This window comes from Pseudomonas sp. C8002, from assembly GCF_013385765.1.
Taxonomy (GTDB): Bacteria; Pseudomonadota; Gammaproteobacteria; order Pseudomonadales; family Pseudomonadaceae; genus Aquipseudomonas.
This window is the reverse complement of sequence record NZ_JACAPJ010000007.1, coordinates 250,657-273,297: the sequence shown is the minus strand read 5'-3', so window position 1 is coordinate 273,297 and position 22,641 is coordinate 250,657. Positions and strand designations below refer to the sequence as shown.

Below are 22,641 nucleotides of genomic sequence, written 5' to 3'. Positions count from 1 at the left end.
CCGTTTTGGCGGCTGTTTTCACAACCGCCAGGCCTATATCGTGCGCGCCTCCCGTCGAATGAAAACACTGCAACACACAATAAAAAACGGCTGCCATCACTGGGTCGACGGGACAGTCGTGTTCACTGTTCGGAGCCTTCATGAACCACAAGACTTACCTGGCCCTGGCCGTTTCTTTCGGCGTTGTACAGCAGGCGGCTGCATCGGGTTTTATCGACGACAGTAAAGCGACCCTGGACCTGCGCAACTTCTATCTCAACCAGGACACGCGCAATGCCAAGGGGGCCTCGGACCGGGAATGGGGCCAGGCCTTCATGTTCAATTATCAGTCCGGTTTCACCGAGGGGGTGGTGGGCCTGGGGTTGGATCTGCAAGAGCTGTACGGCGTACGGCTGGATGCGTCAGGGCGTGCCGGCAAGGTGGGGGAGGACAACACACCCGGTAGCGTCTTCCCGCTGTCTGATGGCAAGGCTGCCAATGATTTCAGCAAGACCGGGGTCACCGGCAAAGTGCGCATCTCCCAGACCCAACTGAAAGTGGGCACGCTGATGCCCCGGGTGCCGGTACTGATGTATGAAGACGGCCGGTTGTTGCCCCAGACTTTTCGTGGCTACCAGGTGGACTCCAAGGACCTGAAAGACTTCAACCTCGTCGCCGGCAAAATCGAGCAGGTGCTTGACCGTAACTCCAGCAACGGCCAGGGCTTGTCCATCGCTGGCGCAAACGATCCGGTCAAGGGCACGTCCAGCAATCAGTTTTACTACGGTGGTGTGGATTACGCCGTAAGCAAGCAGATGCAGTTGCAGTATTACTACGCGAATCTTGAAAACTTTTACCAGCAACACTTCTTCGGCCTGGTGCACAACTGGCGGTTGCCGGTGGGCCAGTTCAAGAGTGACCTGCGCTACTTCCACAGTACCTCGGACGGTAAGAACTCCAGTGCGGCGGGGCGTGCCGAGGGCTACGTCAGCTCGGGTTACTACGGGCCGGGCGTCAACAATGGCAAGGTCGACAATAACCTGTGGAGTGCCTTGTTTACTTATTCGCTGCAAGGCCATTCGGTGAGCCTGGGGTATCAGAAAACCACGGGCGAAAGTGACTTCCCCCATATCAACCAGGGGCAGGGCCGCTCGGTGTATTTGATCACCAACTCCCAGTCGTTGAAGTTCGTCAACGCCGGGGAACAGGCCACGGTGGCCAGCTATGCCTATGATTTTGCGAACCTAGGCGTGGCGGGGCTGAAGACCAGCGTCACCTACATACATGGCAGCCACATCCGCACGGCAGGTCGTGACAATACCGAGTGGGAGCGGGACGTGCGGGTTGACTATGTGATTCCTGCCGGCACCTTCAAGGGGCTTGGGTTCATGTGGCGTGGTGCGGTGCTGCGGGGTAATGACAGCGCTGACAAAGACGAAGCCCGGTTGATGGTCAGCTACAGCATTCCCTTGCTGTAGGCCGGCTCAACGCTGGGCGAAATACCTGGCCGGGCTGCAACCGAACACCGAGCGGAACACGGCGATAAAGCTGCTGGAGCTTTCGTAGCCAATCGCGGCGGCGGTGCTGCTGACGCTTTCCCCCGCCGCGAGGTTTTCCAGGGCCACCATCATCCGCAAGCGTTGGCGCCAGGCGCCGAAGCCCATGCGGGTCTGGGCAGCAAACAGCCGCTCCAGGGTGCGTGCACTGGCGCCTACCTCGAAGGCGATTTCCTTGAGCGGCCGAGTGTCGTTGGGGTTTTGCTTGATCAGGTTGGCGGCGCGCACCGCGCGTTTATCCGAGGGTTCAGGCAGGTAAAAGGCGTCTTGCTCAAGCAATGCCAGGTGGTCCAGCAGCACGGTGCCCAGGCGGCTTTCGCGGCTGTGCTCGAGGTACTCGCCTGGCAGTTGCGCGCAGGCCAGGATCAGCTCGCGCACCAGCGTCCCGACATTTAACACTGCGCAGCGGGCCCACGGTGGAATGCTGGCCGCGCCCTGACGCACATATACGGTACGCATCGACACCTGACGCGAATGCTTGAAGGTGTGGCTGACACCTGGCGGAATCCAGAGCGCCCGCTGCGGTGGCAGAACCCAGATGCCTTCGGCCGTCAGTACCGTCATCGAACCTTTGATGGCGTACATGATTTGCGCGTGTTCCGGGTGAACGTGAGGTTCACGCAAGCCGGGCAAATACTCCCGGACCAAACCTTGCACGGGGGCCGCGCCAAACTTAATCGATGGGTGTTCAAGCATGGCGCGATCCCGATATTTTCTAGATAAGGAGGGATTTTGTGCCAGATCAAAAGGGCTGTAAAGCCGCAGTTTGGCCTACCGAAAAACCGTCGGATTGGCTAGGGCGCTTGGGTTTGCGGTTGGGTACTGTCGATGCTTTTGGCGTGCGCCCTTCAAGGAAACCTCACCGATGTCCATCGGAAAAAACTTCGCCGGCGTCATCGCCTTCATGAAAGTCGCGGCCAGCGAAAGCTTCAGCGAGGCAGCACGCGACCTGGGCATTTCAGTGCCTTCGGTGAGTCGCAGCATTACCCGCCTGGAAACCCAACTGGCGATCAAGCTGCTGGAACGCACGACCCACAGCGTAGCGGTCACGCAGGAAGGGCGCCGGTTTTTTCAAGAGTGCCTGCCCAGTGTCGAGCATCTGTTGCGCACGACCGAAGCGCTGAAACACGCTACCCAGTCGCCGTCCGGCGTAGTGCGCGTAAGCTCTACCGTGGGTTTTGGGCGCAAGTGCATTGCGCCGCTGTTGCCTGGGTTCTGTAAGTCCCACCCGGACATCACCCTCGAATTTGATCTGAATGATCGCCATGTGGATTTCGCCGAAGGTCGCGTGGATGTCGCGATTCGCAACGGGCGGCTGGAGGACGCCGATGTGATCGCCAGGCAACTGGCGCCGATGAGTTTCGTCACCTGCGCCGCGCCTGAGTACCTGCACTCAGCCGGTTACCCGCAGACCCTGGAAGACCTTGCGGCGCACAAGACTATCGCCTTTCGCCTGGCGCAGTCGGGCAAGCCGCATGTGTGGGAGTTTGAAGTCGACGGGCAGTTCATACGGCTGCCGTTGCCTTACAGCCAGTTGTTCAATGACCCGGAGCTAGTGGCGCTCGCGGCCGTAGCCGGCGGTGGTGTGGCACAGCTGGCCGGCTATCAGGCGCAGCACTGGATCGCGCAACAGCGTTTGATCGTTTTGCTGCCGGGTTATGCGGCGCAGGCGCGGGGCAGGGGGCATTACATCTGCTATCGGCAGCGCGACAAGATACCGCTGCGAGTCAAGCTGTTCGTCGACTACATGGTGCAAGCCTTCCAGGCATGACCATTGGGTAAAAGGCTTTTGCCTGGGTGCCTAATTGTCGCGGGTGGCGATGGCTGGGCACTATCCGGGTGATATTTATCACCGGGAAATCAATATGTTAAGCAAAGCTATCAAACCCTGGCTGGAATGGCTGTGGCTGCTGCCGTTCGCCGCGGCGCTGTATTATCCGTGGGCGCTGGCGTGGAGTAACCAGGCGCATGTGGCAGGCGCCGGCACCCCGGTCGTCCTGGCGCTGATCCTGAGTGCCTATGCGGTGCCGCTGTTGGCGTTTGCCTGTGTGTATGTCACCGGTGTTCAACCGGTCATGAGCGCACGCCTGGTCCTGGCGCGACGCTTGTCGTGCCTGGCGGTGGCTGCGCCTCCTGCGTACACGCTTATGGGCGTCTTGCTGTACCTGATGAAAATCGAGGGCCACGACATCGCGGTATGGAGCGGGCTGTGGCTGGCGCTGGCGGGCTTTTTTGCGATGGTGTCGTCAACGGGCCCGAGCATCAGCTTGGTGACCTTGGACAAGACCTATATCAAGCTGCGTGTCGCCCACGGCATCGCCTCGGTGGCGATCCTGTTGGTGTTTCTCGCGCCGCACCTGTTCAACCACCTCCTGGGTGTACTGGGTACCGATGTGCATAAGTCGGTGATGGACGTGCTGCGACGGGTGTATCGCAATGGCTGGCTGGAGCCGGTGATCATTGTCACGTTTTTCTTTCAGATTCTCAGCGGGCTGGTGTTGATTCGCCCGAAGACCGTCACGCGTGCCGACCTGCTGGACGCGTTACAAACCGCCTCCGGCGCCTATCTCTCGCTGTTTATCGCGTCCCATATCAACTCGGTGTTTACCCTGGCGCGTTACTTCGGCACCGACACCGATTACGCCTGGGCCGTGGCCGAGCCCGTAGGGTTATTGGCGGATCCATGGAGCATTCGGCTGCTGCCGCATTACTCGCTGGCGGTGTTCCTGCTGATTGGGCATCTGGGTTGTGGTTTGCGAGGTGTATTGCGTAATCACAATGTCAGCGAGTCACGCAGTTCGCTGTTGACCTGGCTGGTGATTGGCATGGGCGCCATAGTCACGATCATCATTACCAGCGGCATGCTGGGGGTCAGGGTTTAGGCTGTTTACGGCACCGTAAAAAGTATTGGCTTGTGTAATTCAAAGCACTCAACGTATTATCAAAGATCTTGCTTGGTTATATGGTTGATGGGCATTGCGCCACTACTCCGGAATCTGTCCTTCCTGCAATGGGCTTGAGTACGGCGTGAGGCTTAGGCTGCGATGGACTGCGCAGCGCTCGTGAATCCTGAACCGTTGGTGTATCCGGGACACTGCGGCGCTGGAATTACGGTTGCTGCGCAGCCCATCGCAGCCTCTTTCTTACAGGCGGCGGGGCTGGATGCTGTAGGCGCAGCGCCGGTCCCCGGAAATCAAATGCTCGCGCCGCTCCACCACATTCTCATCGCCCAGGGCTGCCTGGAAGATCTGCAGTTCCGAGCGGCAGAACCCTTGGCATTTACGGGCGGCGACGCAGATCGGGCAGTGGTTCTCCACCAGCAGCCAGCCATCGTCCAGCGGCTCCATCTGCGCCATGTACCCGGCGCGTTCGCGAATCTGTACCAGGATCTCGACTTTCTCCCGCAAGGTCGACGCGGCGGAGCAGGCCTGGGTGTATTCGTGCCTGGCCGTCGCTTCCATGCTGGCGATGACTTTTTCCACGCCTTCGCTGCCAAAAATTCCTTCAATGGACTCGATCAGGTGCAACGTCAGTACGCTGTGGGAATCGGGGAATTTGCTTTGGGCGGTTTCGGTCAATGTCCACTTCAACGAGGGCCGGCCGGCACCCGAGATGGGGGCCGATACACCGACGATCAACTGCGCGACCTGCAACTTCTGGATTTGCTGGCGGGCGGCTTCGGAGGTGATTTCCAGCAGTGCAGCCAGGTCCGTGGTTTTCAGCGGACCACGGGTCTTGAGCAGGAACAGGATGCGGTCCCCGGTGGATGCCTGGCTGTCGTCGGTGGGTGTGGCGTTCATAGATCGGGAATAACCATGGAAGTGACCGGCTCATTTGACCACAGCACGCATGTTGAGGCACCCCTTGATGCGCCTGAAGGTACGGTTCCAGTTGATTTGTATCGAAAGCATTCTGCTGGCCCATTCCGGATTGTCCCCTCGCTACCATCGACCGCCTGCCGAACCCATGAGGGAGAAAGGAATGCGTGAGACCCCCGATAGCCTGACCACACCACCCGAGGGATACAGCGACTGGCTGACCGACCTCAAGGGGCGAATCCACTCCGCCCAGCAACGCGCTACCCTGGCGGTAAACCGCGAGCTGGTGTTGCTGTACTGGCAAATCGGCCAGGATATTCTGACCCGGCAAGCGCGGCAGGGCTGGGGGAGCAAGGTGATTGAGCGGCTGGCGCAGGATTTGCGTTCGGCGTTTCCGGAAATGAAGGGTTTCTCGCCGCGTAACCTGAAGTACATGCGCGCATTTGCGGAGGCGTGGCCGGACGGGGAGTTTGTGCAAGGGGTGCTTGCACAATTGCCGTGGTATCACCAACTGGCGCTGCTGGATAAGCTGCCCGGTCCTGAAACACGCCGCTGGTACGCCGCCCAGGCCATCGAGCACAACTGGTCGCGCAACATCCTGGTGATGCAAATCGAGGGTCGCCTGCTGGAGCGCAGCGGCAATGCGGTCAGCAACTTCGAGGGGCTGCTACCCAAGGCGCAATCCGACCTGGCTCGCGAATCGCTTAAGGATCCTTACCGTTTCGACTTCCTCGGCCTGACCCTTGACGCGCAGGAACGTGAAATCGAAAACGCCCTGGTCAAACATGTCACCGATTTTCTGCTGGAGCTGGGCGCCGGTTTTGCCTTCGTGGGTCGGCAGGTGTTGCTGGACGTGGGAGGCGAGGAGTTTTTCGTCGACCTGCTGTTTTATCACCTCAAGCTGAGGTGCTACGTGGTGATCGAACTCAAGGCCGGCAAATTCAAACCCGACCATCTGGGGCAGCTGGGCTTTTACCTCGCGGCGGTAGATGCCCAGCTCAAGCACCCACAGGACAGCCCCACCATCGGCCTGCTGCTGTGCAAGAGCAAGAACGAAGTAGTGGCCGAATACGCCCTGCGTGACAGTTCGCGCCCCATTGGTGTTGCCGAGTATCAACTGGTGGAATCTCTGCCTGCAGAGCTGCAAACCAGCTTGCCGAGCATCGAACAGATTGAGCGAGAACTGGCAAGTGATCGCCCTTCCATGGCGAGTGCTTCGTAGGACAGTGCCGACAGACTGGACATTGGCAATCGCGTCGGCACAATAAGCGCCTTGAAAGGAACTCACCCTAGGAAAGCCATGGCCCGCCGTATTCATTCTGCCTATCCAATGTTGTTGCTCACTGGCGTGCTGATGGGCGCGGGGATGCCTGCCAGTGGCGCGTCCTTTGATTGTAAAAAGGCCTCCACCACGGTGGAAAAGGCTATTTGCGCCAGCCCTGAATTAAGCGAACTCGACACTACGCTGGGCCTGTACTACAGCCAGGCAATGGCCAAACTGGCACCCGACCAGCGCGACGAATTGCGCCGTGGCCAGCGCACGTGGTTGCAGACTCGCAACGCGTGTGCCGGTACCCCCGAACAATTGCCCGGCTGCCTGCAATCCCAACTGAGCCAGAGAGTGGTCGAGGTGGGAACCATCACTCACAAAGACACCGCAGCCCTTGACGCAATCATTGCCAGTATTCCGTACCATCCGGCCCAGGCAGCAGAAGGGCTTCGGCGCTACCCGATGAACGATCTGGCCGCCGCCTGGTTGGTCTACCTGCAGCGTTTTGAACCTGATAGTGGCGTTACGGAGAATGAGGCAGAGGAGAATCGCAAGCAGGTTCTCATAGCACTCAAGGAAGACAGTTTTCCCTGGTCGATCTGGCAGGACCTGCAGAATGATCCTGCTGTCAGCCGTGACCGGGTGATGTTGACCTTGCTGCGCATGATGATCGAGCGCCAACAGTATGAGATGTACGCCGACCAACGCCCGTATGTGCACTGTTTCGTTTTTAGCCGGCAGGGCGAGGTTGCATATGAGTCGTTCGGGTCGTTGTACGGCTCCACCCGCGACAGCTTTGCGCCGATTTGTGCCCCTCAGGGTGATCTGTTTGCACAGCCGGCCTGGAAGCGGCTGGACGATTCGTTTACCGCGCCTTTGTCCACTGCATCGCAGAACGAAGGCACCATCCGCTTTGCCAGCTACGCCGACTGGAACACGCTTTCCCTCAAGGCCACCGCTTCGCCTCGGCTGTTTCTCCAGCCAGGCACCGCAGCGTAGTCCCAGGACCCGGAATCAGCCCTGCGCAACTGGGGCGCGGATAAACAGTGGCCTGCCAGGCAACGCCAGCAAGCGCTGGCCGCCATTGAGCCCGCACGGCAAGCGACGAGTGACTGGCTGCAACGCGAGCGCGGCTTCTCTGCTGCTGATGCCAGGCAAGCAGCCCGGGAAATCGTTCGGCAGTGGATGAACCTGCGCCTGGACTTTATCGGCGGCCCCAGCGAGAACTAATCGGTCAACTGCCCGATTCTGGCACGGCCTTTTTGCCGGTCTTGGTACCGGGATGCTGGGTCGAGGTGCCTTTATGGCGCGTGCTCTTCACGGTTTTAGACGGTGCAGGTGCTTTCGTTTCAGCGTCCTTGTTGCCACTGCTGTCAGCCCCGGACGGGCTGCTGGGATAGGTGCCGGGCGGCAGTGCCGAGCCAGGAGCGCTGTTGCCGCCCAGGGCGGGCGCCTCGGGGGCAGTGTTGTCGCCGAAGGCTGCGTAGGCGGGGGCATACAGAACGAGCGCCAGGCTGGCGACAAGTACGATCCTTTGGGAAATGCTGGTCTTCATGACTCAATCCCTCTTGGCGATGGGGACCGAAGCCCGGAGCACATCCAGGCTTCGGCGACGCCTCAATCAAGACTTCTTGGAGCCTGGGGCGTGGCTGTGAGCCCCGCCTTTCTTACCGGCCTCAGACGCCTTTGCGCGGTCATTGGCGAAATTGCCGCCTGAACCCTGGCCGCCGCTTTTCCGGGTGGTTTCCTGCTGGTCCTTTTGACCAGCGCCTGGGGTAGTTTTTCCACTGTTAGCCATTTTCAAAACCCTCAATGATGAGCGAATCAATGGTGTTGCCTAATTGGGAAGCCGGCAGCCAAATCAAAGTTTGAAAAAGTTTCCCGGCATGCGACGAATGGACATCACGCCGCCATTGGCTTAACGCCAGGCGCTTTCTTGTGCGCGGCTTTCATCGCTTCCATCTCCGCGCCCAGCTCTTCCAGCAAGGCCTTGCCCAACAGCTTCCTGGCCTGTGGGAACATCTCGCTTTCCTCTTCCTCGATATGGTGCTCCAACAGTTCCTTGACGACTTTCACCCGGCCGGAAAACTCGGTGGTGGAGGGCGAAGTCTGCTTCAGGTCCGGAAGGACGAGGGAGTCGACAGTGCGATGTTCTTCCTTGGCCTCGTGGTACATGATTTCCTGATCCTTGCCGCCGGCCTTGCGAAAAGCCGGGTAGAGGATTTCTTCCTCAAGGCGGGTGTGGAGGCTGATTTCCATTTCCAGCTTGGCCAGGAGCTCAGTGCGCTTCTTTACGCCGCGCTCGGTCGATTCACTGAGCTGGTTCAGGATGGCTTTGACGCGTTCGTGGTCGGCCTTGAGAAGATCAATGGCATTCATGGGTGACACCTCACGGGTAGCGAAAGGGCGGGTCGAATTGCCCGCCTGTGCAGACCTCTACAGCATGAGTTGTACCAAGTTGAACAAAATATTTATCTGCTTATAAAACAATAGGTTATGTGTGATAAAAAGCGGCTCTGGTCGTGCAGGTTGCACGGTCGAGTGGTGGCTTGCATGCATTAAACAATGCCTAGCCGCCGCTGACTTTCCAGTGCTTGATGTCGTCGGCAAACACGATCTGCTCGACCTCATGGGCAATCCCGTAGGCCAGTGACTCGTGGGCGGCGATGACTTTTTCCTCGGCCGAGAGGCACTTGAAAATATCCAGGTGGGTTTCGGCGCTGGCGGTTTCCAGTTCGTAGATTTTCACGTAGCGCGCCAGGTCGTTGTCCAGGCTCGACAGGTATTCCCGCAGGCGCTGGTGGTCTACCGAGTTCTGGTTGAAATACCAGTTCATCGGATGGATCAGGAAGCGCGAGTGTGGCGTGGTGATCCGGCGGTTTGCCGCCAGGAACATGATGATGCCCATGGACTCGATATTGCCCGCATTGATCGCACACAGCGGCACCGGCAGGGACTTGAGGAAGGTGTAGAGGGTAAAACCGAAATTGGTGCTGCCGCCGGTGGTCGACAGGTTCAACAGCAACGAACTGGCGCCTTGATCGATCGCGTCCAGGCAGCAATCACGAAAGCGCTCGGTGGTGCCCTGATCGATCTGGCAGTGAAAGTGGATGATGTGCTCGGTCATCCCGGGCCTCCAAGGGGTAAAAGGTAGTGTCCGTTTGAGTCTAGAAGGTTACGGCCCGTGTGCCGCAACCGTTGGGCGAGAGCCATCCGTTGCAATTTTAATGAACCCTCGGGCGCGTTGCTTGACCTAACGCATACGACCTCAGGAGGATGAATCATGCAAATCGAATATGTCTGGATTGGCTTGGCGGTGATTCTGGTGCTGCTGGAACTGTGGGCGATCAACAGCGTTCTGCGCAGTGGCAGTGGCTGGGAGACCAAGGGTTTATGGCTGGTGGTACTGATCTTCATGCCGCTGTTGGGGCTGATCCTCTGGGCGCTGTTTGGACCCAAGGGTGTGAACCGGGCGACACATGCCACTGAGCATGGCAAAGGCTAAGACAGAATCGAAAAAAAACAGGCGCCCGAGGGCGCCTGTTTGCATTGGCGGGCGTCAGGCCGCCAGTGTCTTGGCAATGGCCTCGTTGAACGCCGGCAAATCGTCGGGCGTGCGCGAGGTTATCAGGGTCCAGCCATTGGCCGGGCATTCCTTCACCTGCGTATCCACCCAGTTTGCTGCGCCGGCATTGACCAGGTCAGTGCGCACGCTTTTGTAGGAGGTGAGGGTCTTGCCGCCGATCACGCCGGCATCAATCAGGGCCCAAGGGCCATGGCAGATGGCGGCTACGGTTTTCCCGGCCTTGACGAAGTCGTTGATCAGCCGCAGTGCATCGGCGTCCTGGCGCAAGGTGTCGGCATTGACGGTGCCCCCGGGGATGACCAGTGCATCGAAGTCACTGCCGTGCAGGTCCGAGAGCTTGGCGTCGGACTCTACCGTCCTGTCTTTCTCGGTGTCCTTGAGAAAGGTCTGGGTGCTGCCACCTTTGCTGGAACCGTGGGTCACCGTGGCGCCGAAACCACGCAGGGCTTCCAGCGGCTTGAGCAACTCGTCGCGCTCGATACCGGTGTTGGAGGTGATGATCAGAATCTTCTTGCCGTGCAGTTGCGAACTCATGGTCGAGTGTCTCCTGAGTGGGTCAATGATTAATTGGCGTGCTGGGACTGCAACTCCTTGGCCATCTTCAGATGGGTTTCGAGAGTCGGCAGGGTCTTCTCGGCAAAAGCCTTCAGTTCGGCGTTATCCGAGGAGGCGGCTTCTTTTTTGAACAGGGCCACGGTGTCTTCGTGGGCCTTTACCTGGTTGTCGGCGTAAGCCTTGTCAAAGGACTCTTCACGGATTTCCAGGATCATTTTCTTGGCCTTGTCGGTGAGGCTGGCATCGTCGGGCACCTTGATGTCGAGCTTCGTCGCCAGGGCCGTCAGCTCCTGGTTGGCCTTGGTGTGGTCGGTGATCATGTGTTGGGCAAACGCCTTGATATCAGCGGCACCGCTCTTTTCCAGCGCCAGTTTGCCGGCTTCTACTTCGGTGATGCCGCCCTGGGCTGCGGCGTCAACGAAGTCATTGGAAGTGGCGGCCATGGCCACACCCATCGAGCCCGCGGCCAGCGCGAAGGTCAGTCCCATTTGTTTCATCAGCAAGTGCTTCATGATGCTTCTCCTGAAGAGTGGCGCGATGCCGTTACCTGACTGTTGAGGGGGGGGCAGCGCAAAAGGTTTAAATTAATTTGCCCCATTTTTCGGCGCATGCACCCGAGGCAATTTCCTTGAACTATCGAAAAACCTTGGGCTCTGCTGCATAACGGCTCCGCGCTGGAGCCTGACCTTTGAACCGCAGGAGAATCCCCATGGGCACTGAAAAAACCGCCGACAAAACCCCTGATGCGATCAGCTCTGAACAGGCGCAGAAAGGTCGCCAGGCTGCCGACCAGGATAGCTCTTTACAGCGTCCCAATCCCAAGACAGAAACCATCGATAAGGTGATCACGCCGACGTCCATCAAGGACACACAACGGCAAACCGAGCAGATCAACGAGCAAGCCGCCAAGGCCGAGCGCAAGCTGGGTCAGTGAAGAACGGAGGCAGTCATGGGGCGATCCATCAGCGCCGGGGAACTGGGTATTGAGCTCAAGCCCGGTGATGACAACGCACTGTTCAAGTGGTTTGTCGCCAGCTTCCTGATGGGCAAGCGCATTCAGGCGCAGATCGCGGCGCAGGCCTATCAGGTGATTGTGGTGAAGCATGGCCGGGACACCCCGCGCAAACTGCAACACTGCACCTCCCGCGAACTGGTGGCCATGCTCGGTGAGGCGCATTACGTGCGTTACGACGAAAGCACCGCGCAACGCCTGCTCGACCTCAGCAGCAAGTTGAATGCGGAGTACGCGGGCAGGATCAGCCATATCCACGATGCCAGTGCCGACCGTGGGGAGTTTGAAAAACGCTTGAATGCGTTCGAGGGCGTCGGGCCGAAGACGGTGGAGATTTTCATGAGGGATGCGGCGTCGGTGTTGTTCTGATGCCGATTTTTCTCGGTTGTGCCGGTTGGAGCCTGCCTCGTGAGCAATGGCCACGGTTTCCCCGGCAGGGCACTCATCTGCAACGTTATGCCGCGTGCTTGAATGCGGTTGAAATCAACAGTTCCTTCTACCGCCCCCATCGCCCGCAGACCTACGAACGATGGGCGCAGTCAGTGCCGTCGGGCTTTGGTTTTTCGGTCAAGCTGCCACGGTACATCACCCATGAATTACGTCTGCGTGACTGCGATACGGCATTGGATGAGTTCCTTGCACAGTGCCTGCAATTGGGCGACCGCCTGGGCTGCCTGCTGGTGCAATTGCCGCCTTCTTTAAGCTACGACCCGATCATTGCCGGCGGCTTTTTCACAGCCTTGCGTCAACGCTTCCCTGGGCCTGTGGTGCTGGAGCCGCGACACGCCAGTTGGGCGCAGGCCGGCGGGCTTTTGCAGGATTACCAGATAGGGCGGGTCGCCGCCGACCCGCCGGTGATCGCTTATGGGGATGTACCGAAAGGTTGGCAAGGCGTGCGTTATTGGCGCCTGCATGGTTCGCCGCGTATCTATCACAGCGCTTACGAAACCGAGCGTTTGTGCGCGCTGGCCGAGGTATTGAGAGCCTCCCTGGAGGAGGGCATTCCGACCTGGTGTATTTTCGATAATACGGCCAGCGGTCATGCGCTGGTCGATGCGCTTGCCCTCCAAGCGATGCTCGCCCCTCAGGCATCCACTTGCATCACCTCCAGCCCCAGGCATTCATAAGCCTCGACGCTGCCCGGCGGCACGTGCCACTCGGTAATCAGGGTATGAATGCGGCTGCACGGCGCCACCACAAATGGCTCCACGGCGCCCAGCTTGTCGGCCAGGGTGACTGCCACCACGTGGGAGGCGCTGTCGAGCATAGCCTGTTTCACCGCCACTTCCTCGAAGTGCAACGAGCTGATACCGACCTGTGGATGCAGTGCGCACACACCCGTGAACAGCAGGTCGGCCTTGATGCCCTGGATCAGCCGCAATGCTTCATGCCCGCTAGCGGCCATGGTCACCGGGTTGAGTTGGCCACCGGCAAGGATCACCGTCACATTGGGATGTTCGGACAACGCGATGGCAATCATCGGTGAGTGCGTGACGGCGGTCAGCTTGATGGAATGCGGTAGTGACTGGGCGATTTGCAGCGTGGTGGTACCGGAGTCGAACAGCACGATCTGGCCGTCCTCCACGCGATCGGCGGCGAGTTGCGCCAGGTGGCGTTTGGTCGCGGTGGTTTCGCCAAACCGGGTGAAGAAATCCTTGCCGGTGTCCTTGGGCCGTGGCAGCGCACCTCCATGCACGCGTTGCAGCAGACCGGCGGAGGCGAGTTCGCCAAGGTCGCGGCGAATGGTGTCCTGGGAAACGGCGAAATGCTCCACCAACTCCGAGGCAGTGACTTTACCGTCGCGCTCCAGCAGCAACAGGATTTTCTGTTTGCGCAGGGAGGGCAGGTCGATGGCAGCATGGCTGTTATGCATGTTTTTGCTCGTTGATGCGTGTTTATGCGAGATTAATCAGCATTAGGCGCAAACGCAATGGGTTGGGGTGTCGGTGATGCCCTGCCGAGTGAGCTGAGCACCATGGAAAAAACCACACCCGGTCCGGTACCGAACCCCATGTTTCGATTCGCGAAGTGATGCAGGAGATTTTGCTGCCGCCAAGCTTTCCAGCAGGGCATTACCGAGCAAAATAATCGTAAAAAAGTAAAAAGAGTTGTCCACGAAAACCGTGGGTATCTCTGTGGATAACTTCGCTTGAGCCCGGCGGGTATGGCGATTTAACCTGCGGTTAATATTTGATCAGTCGCTGTTTATGGCCAGTATGGGCAGGCTTTGCGCCTTGACAGGCACCGGCGAAACCGGTGCCGAAATGCAGATTTACGAGTCGTTTGGGCGCCCGGTGGAGGGCCCGGCAACCTGAGTGGCGCGCTTCGATTGCATCAGGCTGTCCAACGCCTGGCGATAACTGCTGCCGGCCAGTCGCATGCTGTCGTTATGAGTGGCACCGGGTACCAGCAACAGATGTTTCGGCTGTTGTGCGGCGTCAAACAGTTGCTGGCTGAAGCGCGGTGGCACGAAGGCATCGGCGAGCCCGTGAACCACCAGCAGCGGCATGTGGATATCAGCGATCTTGTCAATGGAATCGAACTTCTGCGACAGCAGCCAGCGCACCGGCAATGACGTATTGGCTACTGCTGTGGCCACATCTGCCAGGGAGGTAAAGGTGGACTCGATGACCAGTCCGCGCACCGGCGGCGGCACCTGATTGTCCGCTGCCTGCTTGCCCAGCTCCACCGCGAGGTCGATGGCCACCGCGCCACCCAGGGAGTGCCCGTAGATGAGGCGCTTGGCAGGATCGGGTTGCAGCACCTGGAAGCGCTCCCAGGCAATGCGCGCGTCTTCGTACACGCTGGTTTCCGACGGCAGGTCGCCTCGACTCTGGCCGAAGCCGCGGTAGTCGATGGCCAGTACGGAAAAGCCCAGGGCCCGCAGCTGTTCGATGCGAAACAGTTGGCCAGTGAGGTTCCAGCGCACGCCGTGCAGGTAGAGAATTGCCGGCGCGTCCTTCTGTGCCGCTGGCCACCACCAGCCATGAATATTCTGCCCTGCCTTGAAACTCGCGGGTTTCAGGTCGAATTCCTGCACATCACGCGGCAACCCGCTGTACCAGCTGGCAGTGCCTGGCTCCACGCGAAACAGCAACTCGCGTTCCTTGTGTTGCAGCACGGCGCAACCCACGGGCAGGCCGATGATCAGGGCGGCCATGCACAGCAGGGGAAACCAGCGCAGGCCGAGACGGGACAGAAAACGTGAAGACATGAAGGTTCCAGGACACAGGCGAAGCACGGGTTTTAACAGATGCCCTGGCCGCGCAGGAAATATTCAGACGGTCGTCACCGGACATTGCTTGCAAAGTATTACATCGCCTCGTCCAGCAGAGAAAAGAAGTGCCCGGCCAAGGGGGAAGAATTGCTGGTGTTCCAGTTGAGGTAGAGCCCGATGCTGGAGGGCGCGGCGGCGAGGGGCACAAACGCCACCTTGTCACGGGGCATCGAACGGGCAATGGATTGCGGCACCAGCGCCACACCAAACCCGCACGCCACCAGGCCAATCAGGGTGGGTAATTGATCGGCTTCCTGGACCACCCTTGGAGAGAAGCCCGCGGCCTCGCATAAAGCGATCAACCGGTGGTGATAGCCACTGCCCAATGCCTGGGGCGTGAACACAAAATCGGCGCCGGCAAAGTCCTTCAGCTCGATAGCGGCGTCATCCGCATTCGGATGGTCTGCGGGCAGCGCCAGCAGGATCGGTTCATCCAGCAGCAGCCGGGATTCGATGTTATCTGCCTGGCCTGGCAGGTAGCGCAAAAAAGCGATATCGGTATCACCACTCAACAAGGCCTTGGCCTGGTTGGCAGAGGGCATTTCCTTGATCACCAACTGAACCCTGGGGAACGCCAGGCGAAACTGCCTGAGGGTATCCAGCAACCACGGATAGCCGGTGATCGACACCGAGGTGATGGTGAGCGTGCCGGCGGTTCCCTGGGACACCTGCCGGGCTTGCTCAATGCCTTGCTGCAATTGCCCGAGGACGGTGTAGGCCGTCTGAAGAAACGCCGCCCCGGCTGGCAGCAGCTTCACGCCACGTCGGTCACGCTGCAGCAGGGTAAACCCCAACTTTGCCTCCAGGCGATTGATCGCCTGGCTCAACGCTGGCTGCGCCATATTCAGGCGCTCTGCGGCCTGGTGAAAGTGCAGCGCTTCGGCAACGGCAACGAACTGGCGCAACAGGCGGGTTTCGATCATCTGGGCTGTTCCTTCAGGTAGATGGCGGTGTGGGGCTTGATACGACGCAGGTATCAATATCGCTGTTTTTCAGTATTAAACAGGACGGCCACGGGTTGTTAGGGTGGAGTGCCTATCAGGAGAACGCGACGATGGACTTTACAGGTAAAACCGCAATCGTGACCGGTGCCGCCCGTGGCTTGGGGTTCAGCTATGCGCGCGAGTTGGCGCGACTCGGCGCGCAGGTGGTAATCAGTGATATCGGTGCCGACACCCTCGGCGATGGGGCTGATCCCCAGGTGGTACAGGCGGCCGCGCTGGCGCTGCAGGGTGAAGGCCTGCGGGTGGTTGGCCACGCGGGTGACCTGTCCGGCGAAGCGGGGTGTCGAGCGCTGATCGAGTGCGCCATCACGCATTTCGGGCAGCTCGATATCCTGATCCACAATGCTGGCTGGGTCGGCTATCAGCCCATCGAGGCCGCCGACGAGGCTTTCATCCGGCGGGCCATGGGCGTCAATGTCTATGCACCGATCTGGCTGTGCAAACACGCGTGGCAGCACCTCACGCGATCTGCCGCACCCCGCATTGTGCTGACCACCTCCGACCGTGCGATGTATACGCGCTACGTCCAGCCGGGCCTGGCGGCCTACAGCGCGGGGAAGATGGCGCAACTGGGGATCATGAATGCCTTGAGCGGGGAAGGGGCGGAGGCCGGGATCCTGGTCAATGCCATCTCACCCGTGGCCAAGACCCGCATGTGGGGCGTGACCGGCGAGCCGCACAACCTCAAGCCGGAATGGGTCACGCCTGGGGTGATCTTCCTGGCTTCGGCTGCGTGCCAGGACAGCGGCTATATCCTGCGTGCCAGCAACGGTCAGTTCACCGCCACGCGGTTCGCTGAAAATCCGGGGGTCGAGTATCCGGTTGACCTGGCGCGGGTCAACGCCTCGGACGCTGCGCAAGTCGCCGCGTCATGGCAAGCCATCAAGGACTGTTGACGGTCACGCCAGGTAAAGCGTCAGGCCCTGAGCTTCATAGGGTTGCAGCAGGGCACGCGGCGTACTGGCCAATGCGACGATCGCGCTGACGTGTGCCAGCTCCACCACCTGGTAGGGCGACGCGGTGTTGAGCTTTTCCGAGGTGGCCAGCACGATGGTTTCTGCGGCCGCGTGACACAACGCGCGCTTGACCACTGCCTCTTCATAATCGCCGGTAGACAGGCCGGCATTCGGGTGCACGCTGCACACCCCCATGAAATACAGGTCGGCATTGACCCGGCCGATGGCCTCCAGCGTGGCCGCCCCCACCCCCACCAGTGAGTGGCGAAACAGCCGCCCGCCGAGCATGATCACTTCAATCTGCGGATGATCCACCAGGGCCATGGCAATCGACGGACTGTGGGTGACCACGGTGGCATTCAGGTCCGCCGGCAAGTGATGGGCCAGTTGCAGGCACGTGGTACCGCCATCGATAAACACCACTTGGCCGGGCTGCACAAGTTGTGCAGCCGTCCGGCCAATGGCGATTTTTTCCTCGGGTACCAAGTGTTCCCGTACCGAAAAATCAGCCATCGCGGGGGATGCCGGCAAGGCGCCGCCGTGCACCCGCAGCAGCAAACCTTCCTTGGCCATTTCCCGCAGGTCACGCCGAATCGTGTCCTCGGAAACCTCCAGTGCCTGGCTCAACTCCTTGGCAATCAGCCGGCCGTCGCGGCGCAGCGTATCCAGCAGGTGTTGTTTACGTTGTTGGGTCAGCATCGGAAGCTTCCTGCACGTTTTTTCTTGACTGTGCACGATTTTGCACGACATGCTGAATAACACAAGACAAAAAGGTCCTGCCATGGAAAACAGTCCCGTCCGCATCCACGCCGAAGAACTGCTCTCGGATAATTGGTATGTGCTGAAAAAGTACACCTTTGACCTGCGCCGCCGCGACGGCAGTTGGCAGTCCCAGACCCGGGAGATCTATGACCGGGGCAATGGCGCGACGATCCTGCTGTACAACCGCGAGCGGCGCACGGTGTTGCTGATTCGCCAGTTCCGCATGCCTACCTACGTTAACGGCTACCACGGTTACCTGATCGAGTCTGCCGCCGGCCTGCTGGACAACGCCAGCCCCGAGGAACGCATTCGCCTGGAGGCGGAAGAAGAGACGGGCTACCGTGTGGGCCATGTAGAAAAGATCTATTCGGCCTTCATGAGCCCGGGCTCGGTGACCGAGCGCATTCACTTTTTCATCGGCGAATATCAGCCTGGCGACCGAGTCAGTGATGGCGGCGGGCTGGAGGATGAAGGTGAGGATATCGAAGTGCTGGAGTTGGGATTCGAGGAGGCCCTGGCCATGGTGGACAGTGCCGAGATCGTCGACGGCAAGACCATCATGTTGTTGCAGTACCTTGAATTGCGGATGTTGAAAGAGGGCTGGTGATGTCGCGTCGGTTATCGCTTGCGCTGGCGGTATTGCTGGCGGGATGCAGTGGTGTGAGCGCTGCGCAAACACCCGTCGGTGATGGTGGTGTTCCCGCGTTCTATACCTGGGCGGACAAGGTGCCCGCGTCACCCGGGCGGATGCTGCGCAGCGAGCCGTTGACCGAACAGCAAAGCCTGGCCGAGGCGGGGCAGAATATTCGCATCCTGTACACGTCCACCGACGGTCTCGATACCCATAAACGGATTGTCGTTTCCGGTGCGCTGTTCCTGCCCAAGGGCACACCGCCGCCGGGTGGCTGGCCGCTGATGGCGTGGGCCCACGGCACGGTGGGGAGTGCCGATATCTGCGCGCCGTCGTTCGCCGGTCGCAGCCCTCGGGATACGCGCTATCTCAATTATTGGCTGGCTCAGGGCTACGCGATTGTCGCTACCGATTACCAGGGGCTTGGGACGCCTGGCCTGCATCCGTATGGGCTGACCAGTCCGCTCGCCTATGGGGTGCTCGACAGCATTCGCGCGGTAGGGGCGGGTGGTTTCGAACTCTCCAAACGTGTGGTGGTGTTTGGGCAGTCACAGGGTGGCCGTGCTGCGTTTGCCACGGCGGTCTATGCGAAAGACTATGCGCCCGAGTTGGATATCGTGGGGGTGGTGGCGACCGGTACGCCTTACGCGGCTGCCCATAAAACGGGAGACGGTGCCGAGTTGGAAAAGGCCCGCAGTTCGGTGGTGCCGACCTTTGCCTATAACTTGCTGCGGCTGAGTACTGTCACGTTGTTTGATCCTGGGTTTGTGGCTGCGGATTACTTGAGCGAGCGTGCAGTGCCTGCGTTTGAGAGCAGCCGGCGGGATTGTTTGCATGCCATTGAGCAGCGGGTGATGGCTGATGGGCTCAGCTTCAATGACAGTTTCAAGCGGTCGCCGAAAGAGGCGCTCGACAAGGTTTATCGTGAGTCGGCGTATCCGACGTTGAAGACGGATATTCCGGTTTTTGTCGGTACGGGGGGGCGGGATCAGGATGTGTTTGTGCCTGGGCAAAAGGCGCTGGTCAGGGATGCGTGCAAGGTCGGGGACCGGATTGAATGGCATTTTTATCCTGAGCTGGATCACTCCGCTACGGTCAATGGTTCGCTCGTGGACTCGACGCCGTTTGTGCGTAAGGCGTTTGCGGGGGAGGTGATTGGTGGGAATTGTGGGGGGTAGTTTTTTGGGGGGGGTATATCCGTTATTCAGGTAACGGCGACTTATGGTTTCGCTCTTACAGCGAGTCACTTTGCAAAAGCCGGAATGCCGGCCCAGCCCAAAGCAAGTAAATGGAGCTGCCTCCGCCGCTTTATGTGGGAGCGGGCTTGCTCGCGAAAAACCTGAGAGCGCCACGTTGAATCAGGATACCCACGTCATCGTTAACGACCTTCGCGAGCAAGCCCGCTCCCACATTTGGACCGTGTCCGCCTTTGATTTTGCGGTTGCTTCACCCCACTCAAGCCGGCTGGTAGGCCGCTGTGAGAGCGCAACCCAATAGCGGCCATAACCGCAGCAACGGATATGCCCCCAACCCCATCACCCCAATTTCACATTCATGATAATCCGCGCGGTAAACACCAATTTCCCCTCCGCATCCAGCATCTCCACCGGCACCACCTTGTCACCCGCCGTTTGCCAGTCGATACCTTCGCCATTGGCCGTCGCCGTCACGCTGCTCTTGGCCTTGGCCAGATACTCCACCGTCATCCCCTTGGGAATCCACCGCGCACCCGCCGGCACGGAAACGTCCGTCATGGTTCCCGCCGCCAACTCCGCAGCGTTGCACATGGCAATGGCGTGCACCGTTCCCAGGTGGTTGGTGATGGCCTTGCTGAACGGCACTTCCACCGAGGCAAACCCCGGACGCAACTGGGTCATCAACGGATTGATGGTGCTGAAGTAGGGCGCCATCTGGCACGCCAGTTTGCTGAACGCTTCGGGGCCAACGCTGTTGAACATGCTCAGGGCCTGACTCATGGTGCTGCCTCGCTGATTAAATGAATTTTACGGAATCTTGTTCCGTTACAGAATAATGTTCTGTAACGGAACAGTATTCTGCCCATGGGAAATCTGTCAAGCTGCCCGGGCTTATTCTTCTTCACTGACTGAGTTCCTGTTCAGCATGCAAACCCCGGATCTGCTTCAGCGTTGCTTCCCTGGCCGAAGGGCCGAATTGAAGCGCGATATCTTCAAGGCAGCCCTGGACCTGTTCAACGAGCAGGGCCTTGAAGCCACCACCATCGAGATGATCCGCGCGCGCTGCGATACCAGCGTCGGCGCCATTTATCATCACTTCGGCAACAAGGAAGGCCTGGTCGCCGCGCTGTTTTTTACCGCGCTGGAGGATCAGGCCGAATTGCGTGGGCGCTACCTTGAATCGGCCAAAACGGCGAAGGAGGGGGTGTACGCACTGGTCCACAGCTATGTCGATTGGGTAGACAGCGAACCGCAGTGGGCGCGCTTTCAGTACCACGCGCATTTCGCGGTGACCAAGGGCCCGTTCGCCGCTGAACTGGAAAGCCGCAATCAGGCGCGCAACGCGATGCTGAAGGAGTGGATGGTGCTGCCTGGACGGGGTGATCAGCTCAGCCAGGTGCCCGCCGAACTCTTGCCATCACTGATCATCGGCCAGGCCGACAGCTACTGCCGTGCCTGGCTGGCCGGGCGCTCGGCCAGCAGCCCTCGGGTGTACCGGGAAACCCTGGCCGAGGCAGCGTGGCGCTCGGTAGGCGGCGCTTAGGGCGTCGCGTGCATCACGCACAGGGTGCGGGCGTTATCGCCACCCGATAGCGCTCGTCAAAATCATCCGCCAACTGTGCCAGCGTCACCTCTCCCAAACGCTGCAGCAGCAACGCCTGGGCATCGTCAAACGCCTGGTTCAGCGCCGCATTGACGGCCTGTTCCACCAGGCATTGCGGATGATCGGTGGACAGGCCGACGGCAAAGATCGACGACGTGCCAAGGGCATTGTGGATGTCCAGCAGGGTGATTTCACTCAGCGGCTTGCCCAGCATCCAGCCGCCCTGATGGCCTTTTTCCGAACGCACATAACCTTTCTCCTTGAGCAGGCCCAGGGTGCGGCGTACCACCACCGCGTTGGTACCAAGCATCTGCGCGATGGTCTCCGAGGTGGCGCGTTCCTCGTGGCGGCCCATGTGGATCAGCACATGGAGCATGCGCGAAAGCCGGGTGTCGTTTCTCATCTGCAAGCCTCTGGATTTCCTGCCCGAAAGTATCGTTCGTAACGATTGGAGTTGCGAGACGCTTGACGAGGTATTTTTATGTAACTTATGGTGTGTCGTGAGTGCCCGGCAACCGATGCAAGGGCCACCAGAGAGGTCATCTTCATGGTTTACGACGTTATTATCGTCGGCGGCAGCTACGCCGGAATGTCTGCCGGGCTGCAACTGGCGCGGGCTCGGCGCAAGGTGCTGGTGATTGACGCCGGGCAGCGGCGCAACCGGTTTGCGGCCACTTCCCACGGTTTCCTCAGCCAGGATGGCCAGCCGCCGGAGCTGATCGCTGCCGAAGGGCGAGGGCAGTTGATGGAATATCCGACGGTGACCTGGGTGCAGGACACCGCCGTTGAAGCGACTCGAAACCAGGATGGCTTCGTGGTGCAAACCCGTTGCAAGGGTGAGTTCAACGCTAAACGCTTGATTCTCGCTACCGGCGTGGTGGATGAGTTACCCGAGGTCGAGGGGTTGAAGGAGCGCTGGGGCAAGCATGTGTTCCATTGCCCGTATTGCCACGGCTATGAACTGGATCAAGGCCGCATCGGCGTGCTGGCGACGTCGCCACTGGCCATGCATCACGCGATGCTGCTGCCGGACTGGGGCACCACCACGCTGTTTACCAACGGTACATTTGTGCCGGATGCCGAGCAGCAGGCGCAACTGGATCGGCGTGGGGTCAGCGTCGAAAGCTCGGCGGTGCGGCGGATTGTCGGTGAGCGGGCGGATGTGGAATTGGCAGACGGGCGGATGATCGTGCTGGACGGTATTTTCACCCTGTCCCGTACGCGCATGGCCAGCCCATTGGCCGAGCAGTTGGGCTGTGAGTTTGTCGAAGGGCCGACCGGGCCCTACCTGCTGACCAACGAGATGCGCCAGACCACCGTGCCCGGTGTGTTTGCCTGCGGCGATGCCAACCTGGCCGGCGGCTCGGTGGCGCTGGCGGTCGGCGAGGGTGTGCGCGCCGGGGTGGGCGCGCACTTTTCGATGATCTTCAGCTGAG

Annotated in this window: 27 protein-coding genes and 1 pseudogene; 14 read left to right on the top strand and 14 right to left on the bottom strand. The window is 59.8% G+C overall.

Annotation, left to right across the window (positions count from 1 at the left end):
* The first annotated feature begins 140 nt into the window (after positions 1-140).
* A complete protein-coding gene (locus tag HX814_RS12605) occupies positions 141-1,457 on the top strand; it encodes an OprD family outer membrane porin (RefSeq protein WP_177008592.1) in 1,317 nt (438 codons plus the stop codon).
* Between the two features lie 6 nt (positions 1,458-1,463).
* Here HX814_RS12605 and HX814_RS12600 read toward each other — a convergent pair whose 3' ends face one another.
* Positions 1,464-2,192 (bottom strand): helix-turn-helix domain-containing protein, encoded by a 729-nt coding sequence (locus HX814_RS12600; protein WP_177008591.1) that lies wholly within the window; start codon positions 2,190-2,192, stop codon positions 1,464-1,466.
* Between the two features lie 208 nt (positions 2,193-2,400).
* On the opposite strand from HX814_RS12600, the gene HX814_RS12595 reads away from it, so the two are divergent.
* Together HX814_RS12595 and HX814_RS12590 are read left to right on the top strand one after the other, a co-directional pair.
* Entirely contained in the window at positions 2,401-3,306 is a 906-nt protein-coding gene (locus tag HX814_RS12595; RefSeq protein WP_003207388.1) for a LysR family transcriptional regulator, read from the top strand.
* Positions 3,307-3,400: 94 nt separating this feature from the next.
* Positions 3,401-4,417 (top strand): hypothetical protein, encoded by a 1,017-nt coding sequence (locus tag HX814_RS12590; protein WP_177008590.1) that lies wholly within the window; start codon positions 3,401-3,403, stop codon positions 4,415-4,417.
* Positions 4,418-4,678: 261 nt separating this feature from the next.
* Here the strand turns inward: HX814_RS12590 and HX814_RS12585 are convergent, their stop codons facing one another.
* Positions 4,679-5,335, bottom strand: a complete 657-nt coding sequence (locus tag HX814_RS12585; RefSeq protein ID WP_003207391.1) for a metalloregulator ArsR/SmtB family transcription factor — start codon at positions 5,333-5,335, stop codon at positions 4,679-4,681.
* Positions 5,336-5,516: 181 nt separating this feature from the next.
* On the opposite strand from HX814_RS12585, the gene HX814_RS12580 reads away from it, so the two are divergent.
* Positions 5,517-6,575, top strand: coding sequence for a YhcG family protein (locus HX814_RS12580; protein ID WP_177008589.1), 1,059 nt, complete (start codon positions 5,517-5,519; stop codon positions 6,573-6,575).
* 78 nt (positions 6,576-6,653) lie between these two features.
* Positions 6,654-7,622 carry a lysozyme inhibitor LprI family protein gene (locus HX814_RS12575; RefSeq protein ID WP_256343955.1) on the top strand — a complete coding sequence of 323 codons (969 nt, stop codon included), beginning with the start codon at positions 6,654-6,656 and terminating at the stop codon, positions 7,620-7,622.
* Positions 7,623-7,857: 235 nt separating this feature from the next.
* On the opposite strand, the gene HX814_RS12570 is transcribed toward HX814_RS12575, so the two are convergent.
* The 4 genes and pseudogenes from HX814_RS12570 to HX814_RS12555 form a co-directional block, all read right to left on the bottom strand.
* Positions 7,858-8,178: a hypothetical protein gene (locus tag HX814_RS12570; protein ID WP_177008588.1), complete on the bottom strand. Its 321-nt coding sequence runs from the start codon at positions 8,176-8,178 to the stop codon at positions 7,858-7,860.
* Positions 8,179-8,244: 66 nt separating this feature from the next.
* Positions 8,245-8,355 (bottom strand): annotated as a pseudogene (locus HX814_RS31680) (general stress protein); the annotation flags it as partial.
* 170 nt (positions 8,356-8,525) lie between these two features.
* Positions 8,526-9,002, bottom strand: coding sequence for a hemerythrin domain-containing protein (locus HX814_RS12560; protein WP_003207398.1), 477 nt, complete (start codon positions 9,000-9,002; stop codon positions 8,526-8,528).
* 190 nt (positions 9,003-9,192) lie between these two features.
* A complete protein-coding gene (locus HX814_RS12555; protein WP_008435011.1) occupies positions 9,193-9,750 on the bottom strand; it encodes an ATP-dependent Clp protease proteolytic subunit in 558 nt (185 codons plus the stop codon).
* Between the two features lie 156 nt (positions 9,751-9,906).
* Here HX814_RS12555 and HX814_RS12550 point away from each other — a divergent pair, with 156 nt between their 5' ends.
* The gene (locus HX814_RS12550) at positions 9,907-10,128 is read left to right on the top strand and encodes a PLD nuclease N-terminal domain-containing protein (RefSeq protein WP_003207401.1); all 222 of its coding nucleotides are present in this window, start codon (positions 9,907-9,909) and stop codon (positions 10,126-10,128) included.
* Between the two features lie 54 nt (positions 10,129-10,182).
* On the opposite strand, the gene HX814_RS12545 is transcribed toward HX814_RS12550, so the two are convergent.
* Complete coding sequence (locus HX814_RS12545) at positions 10,183-10,743, bottom strand: type 1 glutamine amidotransferase domain-containing protein (protein WP_003207402.1); 561 nt, start codon at positions 10,741-10,743, stop codon at positions 10,183-10,185.
* A gap of 29 nt (positions 10,744-10,772) precedes the next feature.
* Entirely contained in the window at positions 10,773-11,276 is a 504-nt protein-coding gene (locus tag HX814_RS12540; protein WP_003207404.1) for a DUF4142 domain-containing protein, read from the bottom strand.
* Positions 11,277-11,473: 197 nt separating this feature from the next.
* Here HX814_RS12540 and HX814_RS12535 point away from each other — a divergent pair, with 197 nt between their 5' ends.
* From HX814_RS12535 to HX814_RS12525, 3 genes are read left to right on the top strand one after another with little or no spacing between them, the layout of a single operon-like run.
* The gene (locus HX814_RS12535) at positions 11,474-11,698 is read left to right on the top strand and encodes a hypothetical protein (RefSeq protein ID WP_003207405.1); all 225 of its coding nucleotides are present in this window, start codon (positions 11,474-11,476) and stop codon (positions 11,696-11,698) included.
* A 15-nt stretch (positions 11,699-11,713) separates the two neighbouring features.
* Entirely contained in the window at positions 11,714-12,145 is a 432-nt protein-coding gene (locus tag HX814_RS12530) for a hypothetical protein (RefSeq protein ID WP_003207407.1), read from the top strand.
* The gene (locus tag HX814_RS12525; RefSeq protein WP_087692411.1) at positions 12,145-12,903 is read left to right on the top strand and encodes a DUF72 domain-containing protein; all 759 of its coding nucleotides are present in this window, start codon (positions 12,145-12,147) and stop codon (positions 12,901-12,903) included. The genes HX814_RS12530 and HX814_RS12525 overlap by 1 nt, the downstream gene beginning before the upstream one ends.
* On the opposite strand, the gene HX814_RS12520 is transcribed toward HX814_RS12525, so the two are convergent.
* The 3 genes from HX814_RS12520 to HX814_RS12510 all read right to left on the bottom strand — a co-directional run bounded on the left by HX814_RS12520 (position 12,861) and on the right by HX814_RS12510 (position 15,976).
* Entirely contained in the window at positions 12,861-13,649 is a 789-nt protein-coding gene (locus HX814_RS12520; RefSeq protein WP_102368864.1) for a DeoR/GlpR family DNA-binding transcription regulator, read from the bottom strand. The two genes, HX814_RS12525 and HX814_RS12520, sit on opposite strands and share 43 nt — an antisense overlap.
* Before the next feature lie 399 nt (positions 13,650-14,048).
* Complete coding sequence (locus HX814_RS12515) at positions 14,049-14,990, bottom strand: alpha/beta hydrolase (RefSeq protein WP_177008586.1); 942 nt, start codon at positions 14,988-14,990, stop codon at positions 14,049-14,051.
* A 98-nt stretch (positions 14,991-15,088) separates the two neighbouring features.
* Positions 15,089-15,976 carry a LysR family transcriptional regulator gene (locus HX814_RS12510; RefSeq protein ID WP_177008585.1) on the bottom strand — a complete coding sequence of 296 codons (888 nt, stop codon included), beginning with the start codon at positions 15,974-15,976 and terminating at the stop codon, positions 15,089-15,091.
* A gap of 131 nt (positions 15,977-16,107) precedes the next feature.
* On the opposite strand from HX814_RS12510, the gene HX814_RS12505 reads away from it, so the two are divergent.
* Positions 16,108-16,953, top strand: coding sequence for an SDR family NAD(P)-dependent oxidoreductase (locus HX814_RS12505; RefSeq protein WP_177008584.1), 846 nt, complete (start codon positions 16,108-16,110; stop codon positions 16,951-16,953).
* Positions 16,954-16,956: 3 nt separating this feature from the next.
* Here HX814_RS12505 and HX814_RS12500 read toward each other — a convergent pair whose 3' ends face one another.
* Entirely contained in the window at positions 16,957-17,712 is a 756-nt protein-coding gene (locus HX814_RS12500; protein WP_003207418.1) for a DeoR/GlpR family DNA-binding transcription regulator, read from the bottom strand.
* 82 nt (positions 17,713-17,794) lie between these two features.
* Here HX814_RS12500 and nudK point away from each other — a divergent pair, with 82 nt between their 5' ends.
* Both nudK and HX814_RS12490 read left to right on the top strand, forming a co-directional pair.
* Positions 17,795-18,382 (top strand): GDP-mannose pyrophosphatase NudK, encoded by a 588-nt coding sequence (nudK, locus tag HX814_RS12495; protein ID WP_087692406.1) that lies wholly within the window; start codon positions 17,795-17,797, stop codon positions 18,380-18,382.
* Positions 18,382-19,584 carry a lipase family protein gene (locus tag HX814_RS12490; RefSeq protein WP_177008583.1) on the top strand — a complete coding sequence of 401 codons (1,203 nt, stop codon included), beginning with the start codon at positions 18,382-18,384 and terminating at the stop codon, positions 19,582-19,584. The genes nudK and HX814_RS12490 overlap by 1 nt, the downstream gene beginning before the upstream one ends.
* Before the next feature lie 357 nt (positions 19,585-19,941).
* Here HX814_RS12490 and HX814_RS12485 read toward each other — a convergent pair whose 3' ends face one another.
* Positions 19,942-20,382, bottom strand: a complete 441-nt coding sequence (locus HX814_RS12485; protein WP_008435232.1) for a hotdog fold domain-containing protein — start codon at positions 20,380-20,382, stop codon at positions 19,942-19,944.
* Positions 20,383-20,527: 145 nt separating this feature from the next.
* On the opposite strand from HX814_RS12485, the gene HX814_RS12480 reads away from it, so the two are divergent.
* Positions 20,528-21,145, top strand: a complete 618-nt coding sequence (locus HX814_RS12480) for a TetR/AcrR family transcriptional regulator (RefSeq protein ID WP_087692405.1) — start codon at positions 20,528-20,530, stop codon at positions 21,143-21,145.
* 13 nt (positions 21,146-21,158) lie between these two features.
* On the opposite strand, the gene HX814_RS12475 is transcribed toward HX814_RS12480, so the two are convergent.
* Positions 21,159-21,608, bottom strand: coding sequence for an Rrf2 family transcriptional regulator (locus HX814_RS12475; protein ID WP_008435227.1), 450 nt, complete (start codon positions 21,606-21,608; stop codon positions 21,159-21,161).
* Between the two features lie 144 nt (positions 21,609-21,752).
* Between HX814_RS12475 and HX814_RS12470 the strand changes: the two genes are divergently transcribed.
* The gene (locus tag HX814_RS12470; protein ID WP_177008582.1) at positions 21,753-22,640 is read left to right on the top strand and encodes an NAD(P)/FAD-dependent oxidoreductase; all 888 of its coding nucleotides are present in this window, start codon (positions 21,753-21,755) and stop codon (positions 22,638-22,640) included.
* Position 22,641: the final 1 nt, after the last annotated feature.

Excerpts from the sequence above, each read along its gene's own strand:
- HX814_RS12605 (WP_177008592.1), top strand. The coding sequence starts at position 141 with ATGAACCACAAGACTTACCTGGCCCTGGCCGTTTCTTTCGGCGTTGTA.
- HX814_RS12595 (WP_003207388.1), top strand. The coding sequence starts at position 2,401 with ATGTCCATCGGAAAAAACTTCGCCGGCGTCATCGCCTTCATGAAAGTC.
- HX814_RS12590 (WP_177008590.1), top strand. The coding sequence starts at position 3,401 with ATGTTAAGCAAAGCTATCAAACCCTGGCTGGAATGGCTGTGGCTGCTG.
- HX814_RS12585 (WP_003207391.1), bottom strand. The coding sequence starts at position 5,335 with ATGAACGCCACACCCACCGACGACAGCCAGGCATCCACCGGGGACCGC.
- HX814_RS12580 (WP_177008589.1), top strand. The coding sequence starts at position 5,517 with ATGCGTGAGACCCCCGATAGCCTGACCACACCACCCGAGGGATACAGC.
- HX814_RS12575 (WP_256343955.1), top strand. The coding sequence starts at position 6,654 with ATGGCCCGCCGTATTCATTCTGCCTATCCAATGTTGTTGCTCACTGGC.
- HX814_RS12570 (WP_177008588.1), bottom strand. The coding sequence starts at position 8,178 with ATGAAGACCAGCATTTCCCAAAGGATCGTACTTGTCGCCAGCCTGGCG.
- HX814_RS12560 (WP_003207398.1), bottom strand. The coding sequence starts at position 9,002 with ATGAATGCCATTGATCTTCTCAAGGCCGACCACGAACGCGTCAAAGCC.
- HX814_RS12555 (WP_008435011.1), bottom strand. The coding sequence starts at position 9,750 with ATGACCGAGCACATCATCCACTTTCACTGCCAGATCGATCAGGGCACC.
- HX814_RS12550 (WP_003207401.1), top strand. The coding sequence starts at position 9,907 with ATGCAAATCGAATATGTCTGGATTGGCTTGGCGGTGATTCTGGTGCTG.
- HX814_RS12545 (WP_003207402.1), bottom strand. The coding sequence starts at position 10,743 with ATGAGTTCGCAACTGCACGGCAAGAAGATTCTGATCATCACCTCCAAC.
- HX814_RS12540 (WP_003207404.1), bottom strand. The coding sequence starts at position 11,276 with ATGAAGCACTTGCTGATGAAACAAATGGGACTGACCTTCGCGCTGGCC.
- HX814_RS12535 (WP_003207405.1), top strand. The coding sequence starts at position 11,474 with ATGGGCACTGAAAAAACCGCCGACAAAACCCCTGATGCGATCAGCTCT.
- HX814_RS12530 (WP_003207407.1), top strand. The coding sequence starts at position 11,714 with ATGGGGCGATCCATCAGCGCCGGGGAACTGGGTATTGAGCTCAAGCCC.
- HX814_RS12525 (WP_087692411.1), top strand. The coding sequence starts at position 12,145 with ATGCCGATTTTTCTCGGTTGTGCCGGTTGGAGCCTGCCTCGTGAGCAA.
- HX814_RS12520 (WP_102368864.1), bottom strand. The coding sequence starts at position 13,649 with ATGCATAACAGCCATGCTGCCATCGACCTGCCCTCCCTGCGCAAACAG.
- HX814_RS12515 (WP_177008586.1), bottom strand. The coding sequence starts at position 14,990 with ATGTCTTCACGTTTTCTGTCCCGTCTCGGCCTGCGCTGGTTTCCCCTG.
- HX814_RS12510 (WP_177008585.1), bottom strand. The coding sequence starts at position 15,976 with ATGATCGAAACCCGCCTGTTGCGCCAGTTCGTTGCCGTTGCCGAAGCG.
- HX814_RS12505 (WP_177008584.1), top strand. The coding sequence starts at position 16,108 with ATGGACTTTACAGGTAAAACCGCAATCGTGACCGGTGCCGCCCGTGGC.
- HX814_RS12500 (WP_003207418.1), bottom strand. The coding sequence starts at position 17,712 with ATGCTGACCCAACAACGTAAACAACACCTGCTGGATACGCTGCGCCGC.
- nudK (WP_087692406.1), top strand. The coding sequence starts at position 17,795 with ATGGAAAACAGTCCCGTCCGCATCCACGCCGAAGAACTGCTCTCGGAT.
- HX814_RS12490 (WP_177008583.1), top strand. The coding sequence starts at position 18,382 with ATGTCGCGTCGGTTATCGCTTGCGCTGGCGGTATTGCTGGCGGGATGC.
- HX814_RS12485 (WP_008435232.1), bottom strand. The coding sequence starts at position 20,382 with ATGAGTCAGGCCCTGAGCATGTTCAACAGCGTTGGCCCCGAAGCGTTC.
- HX814_RS12480 (WP_087692405.1), top strand. The coding sequence starts at position 20,528 with ATGCAAACCCCGGATCTGCTTCAGCGTTGCTTCCCTGGCCGAAGGGCC.
- HX814_RS12475 (WP_008435227.1), bottom strand. The coding sequence starts at position 21,608 with ATGAGAAACGACACCCGGCTTTCGCGCATGCTCCATGTGCTGATCCAC.
- HX814_RS12470 (WP_177008582.1), top strand. The coding sequence starts at position 21,753 with ATGGTTTACGACGTTATTATCGTCGGCGGCAGCTACGCCGGAATGTCT.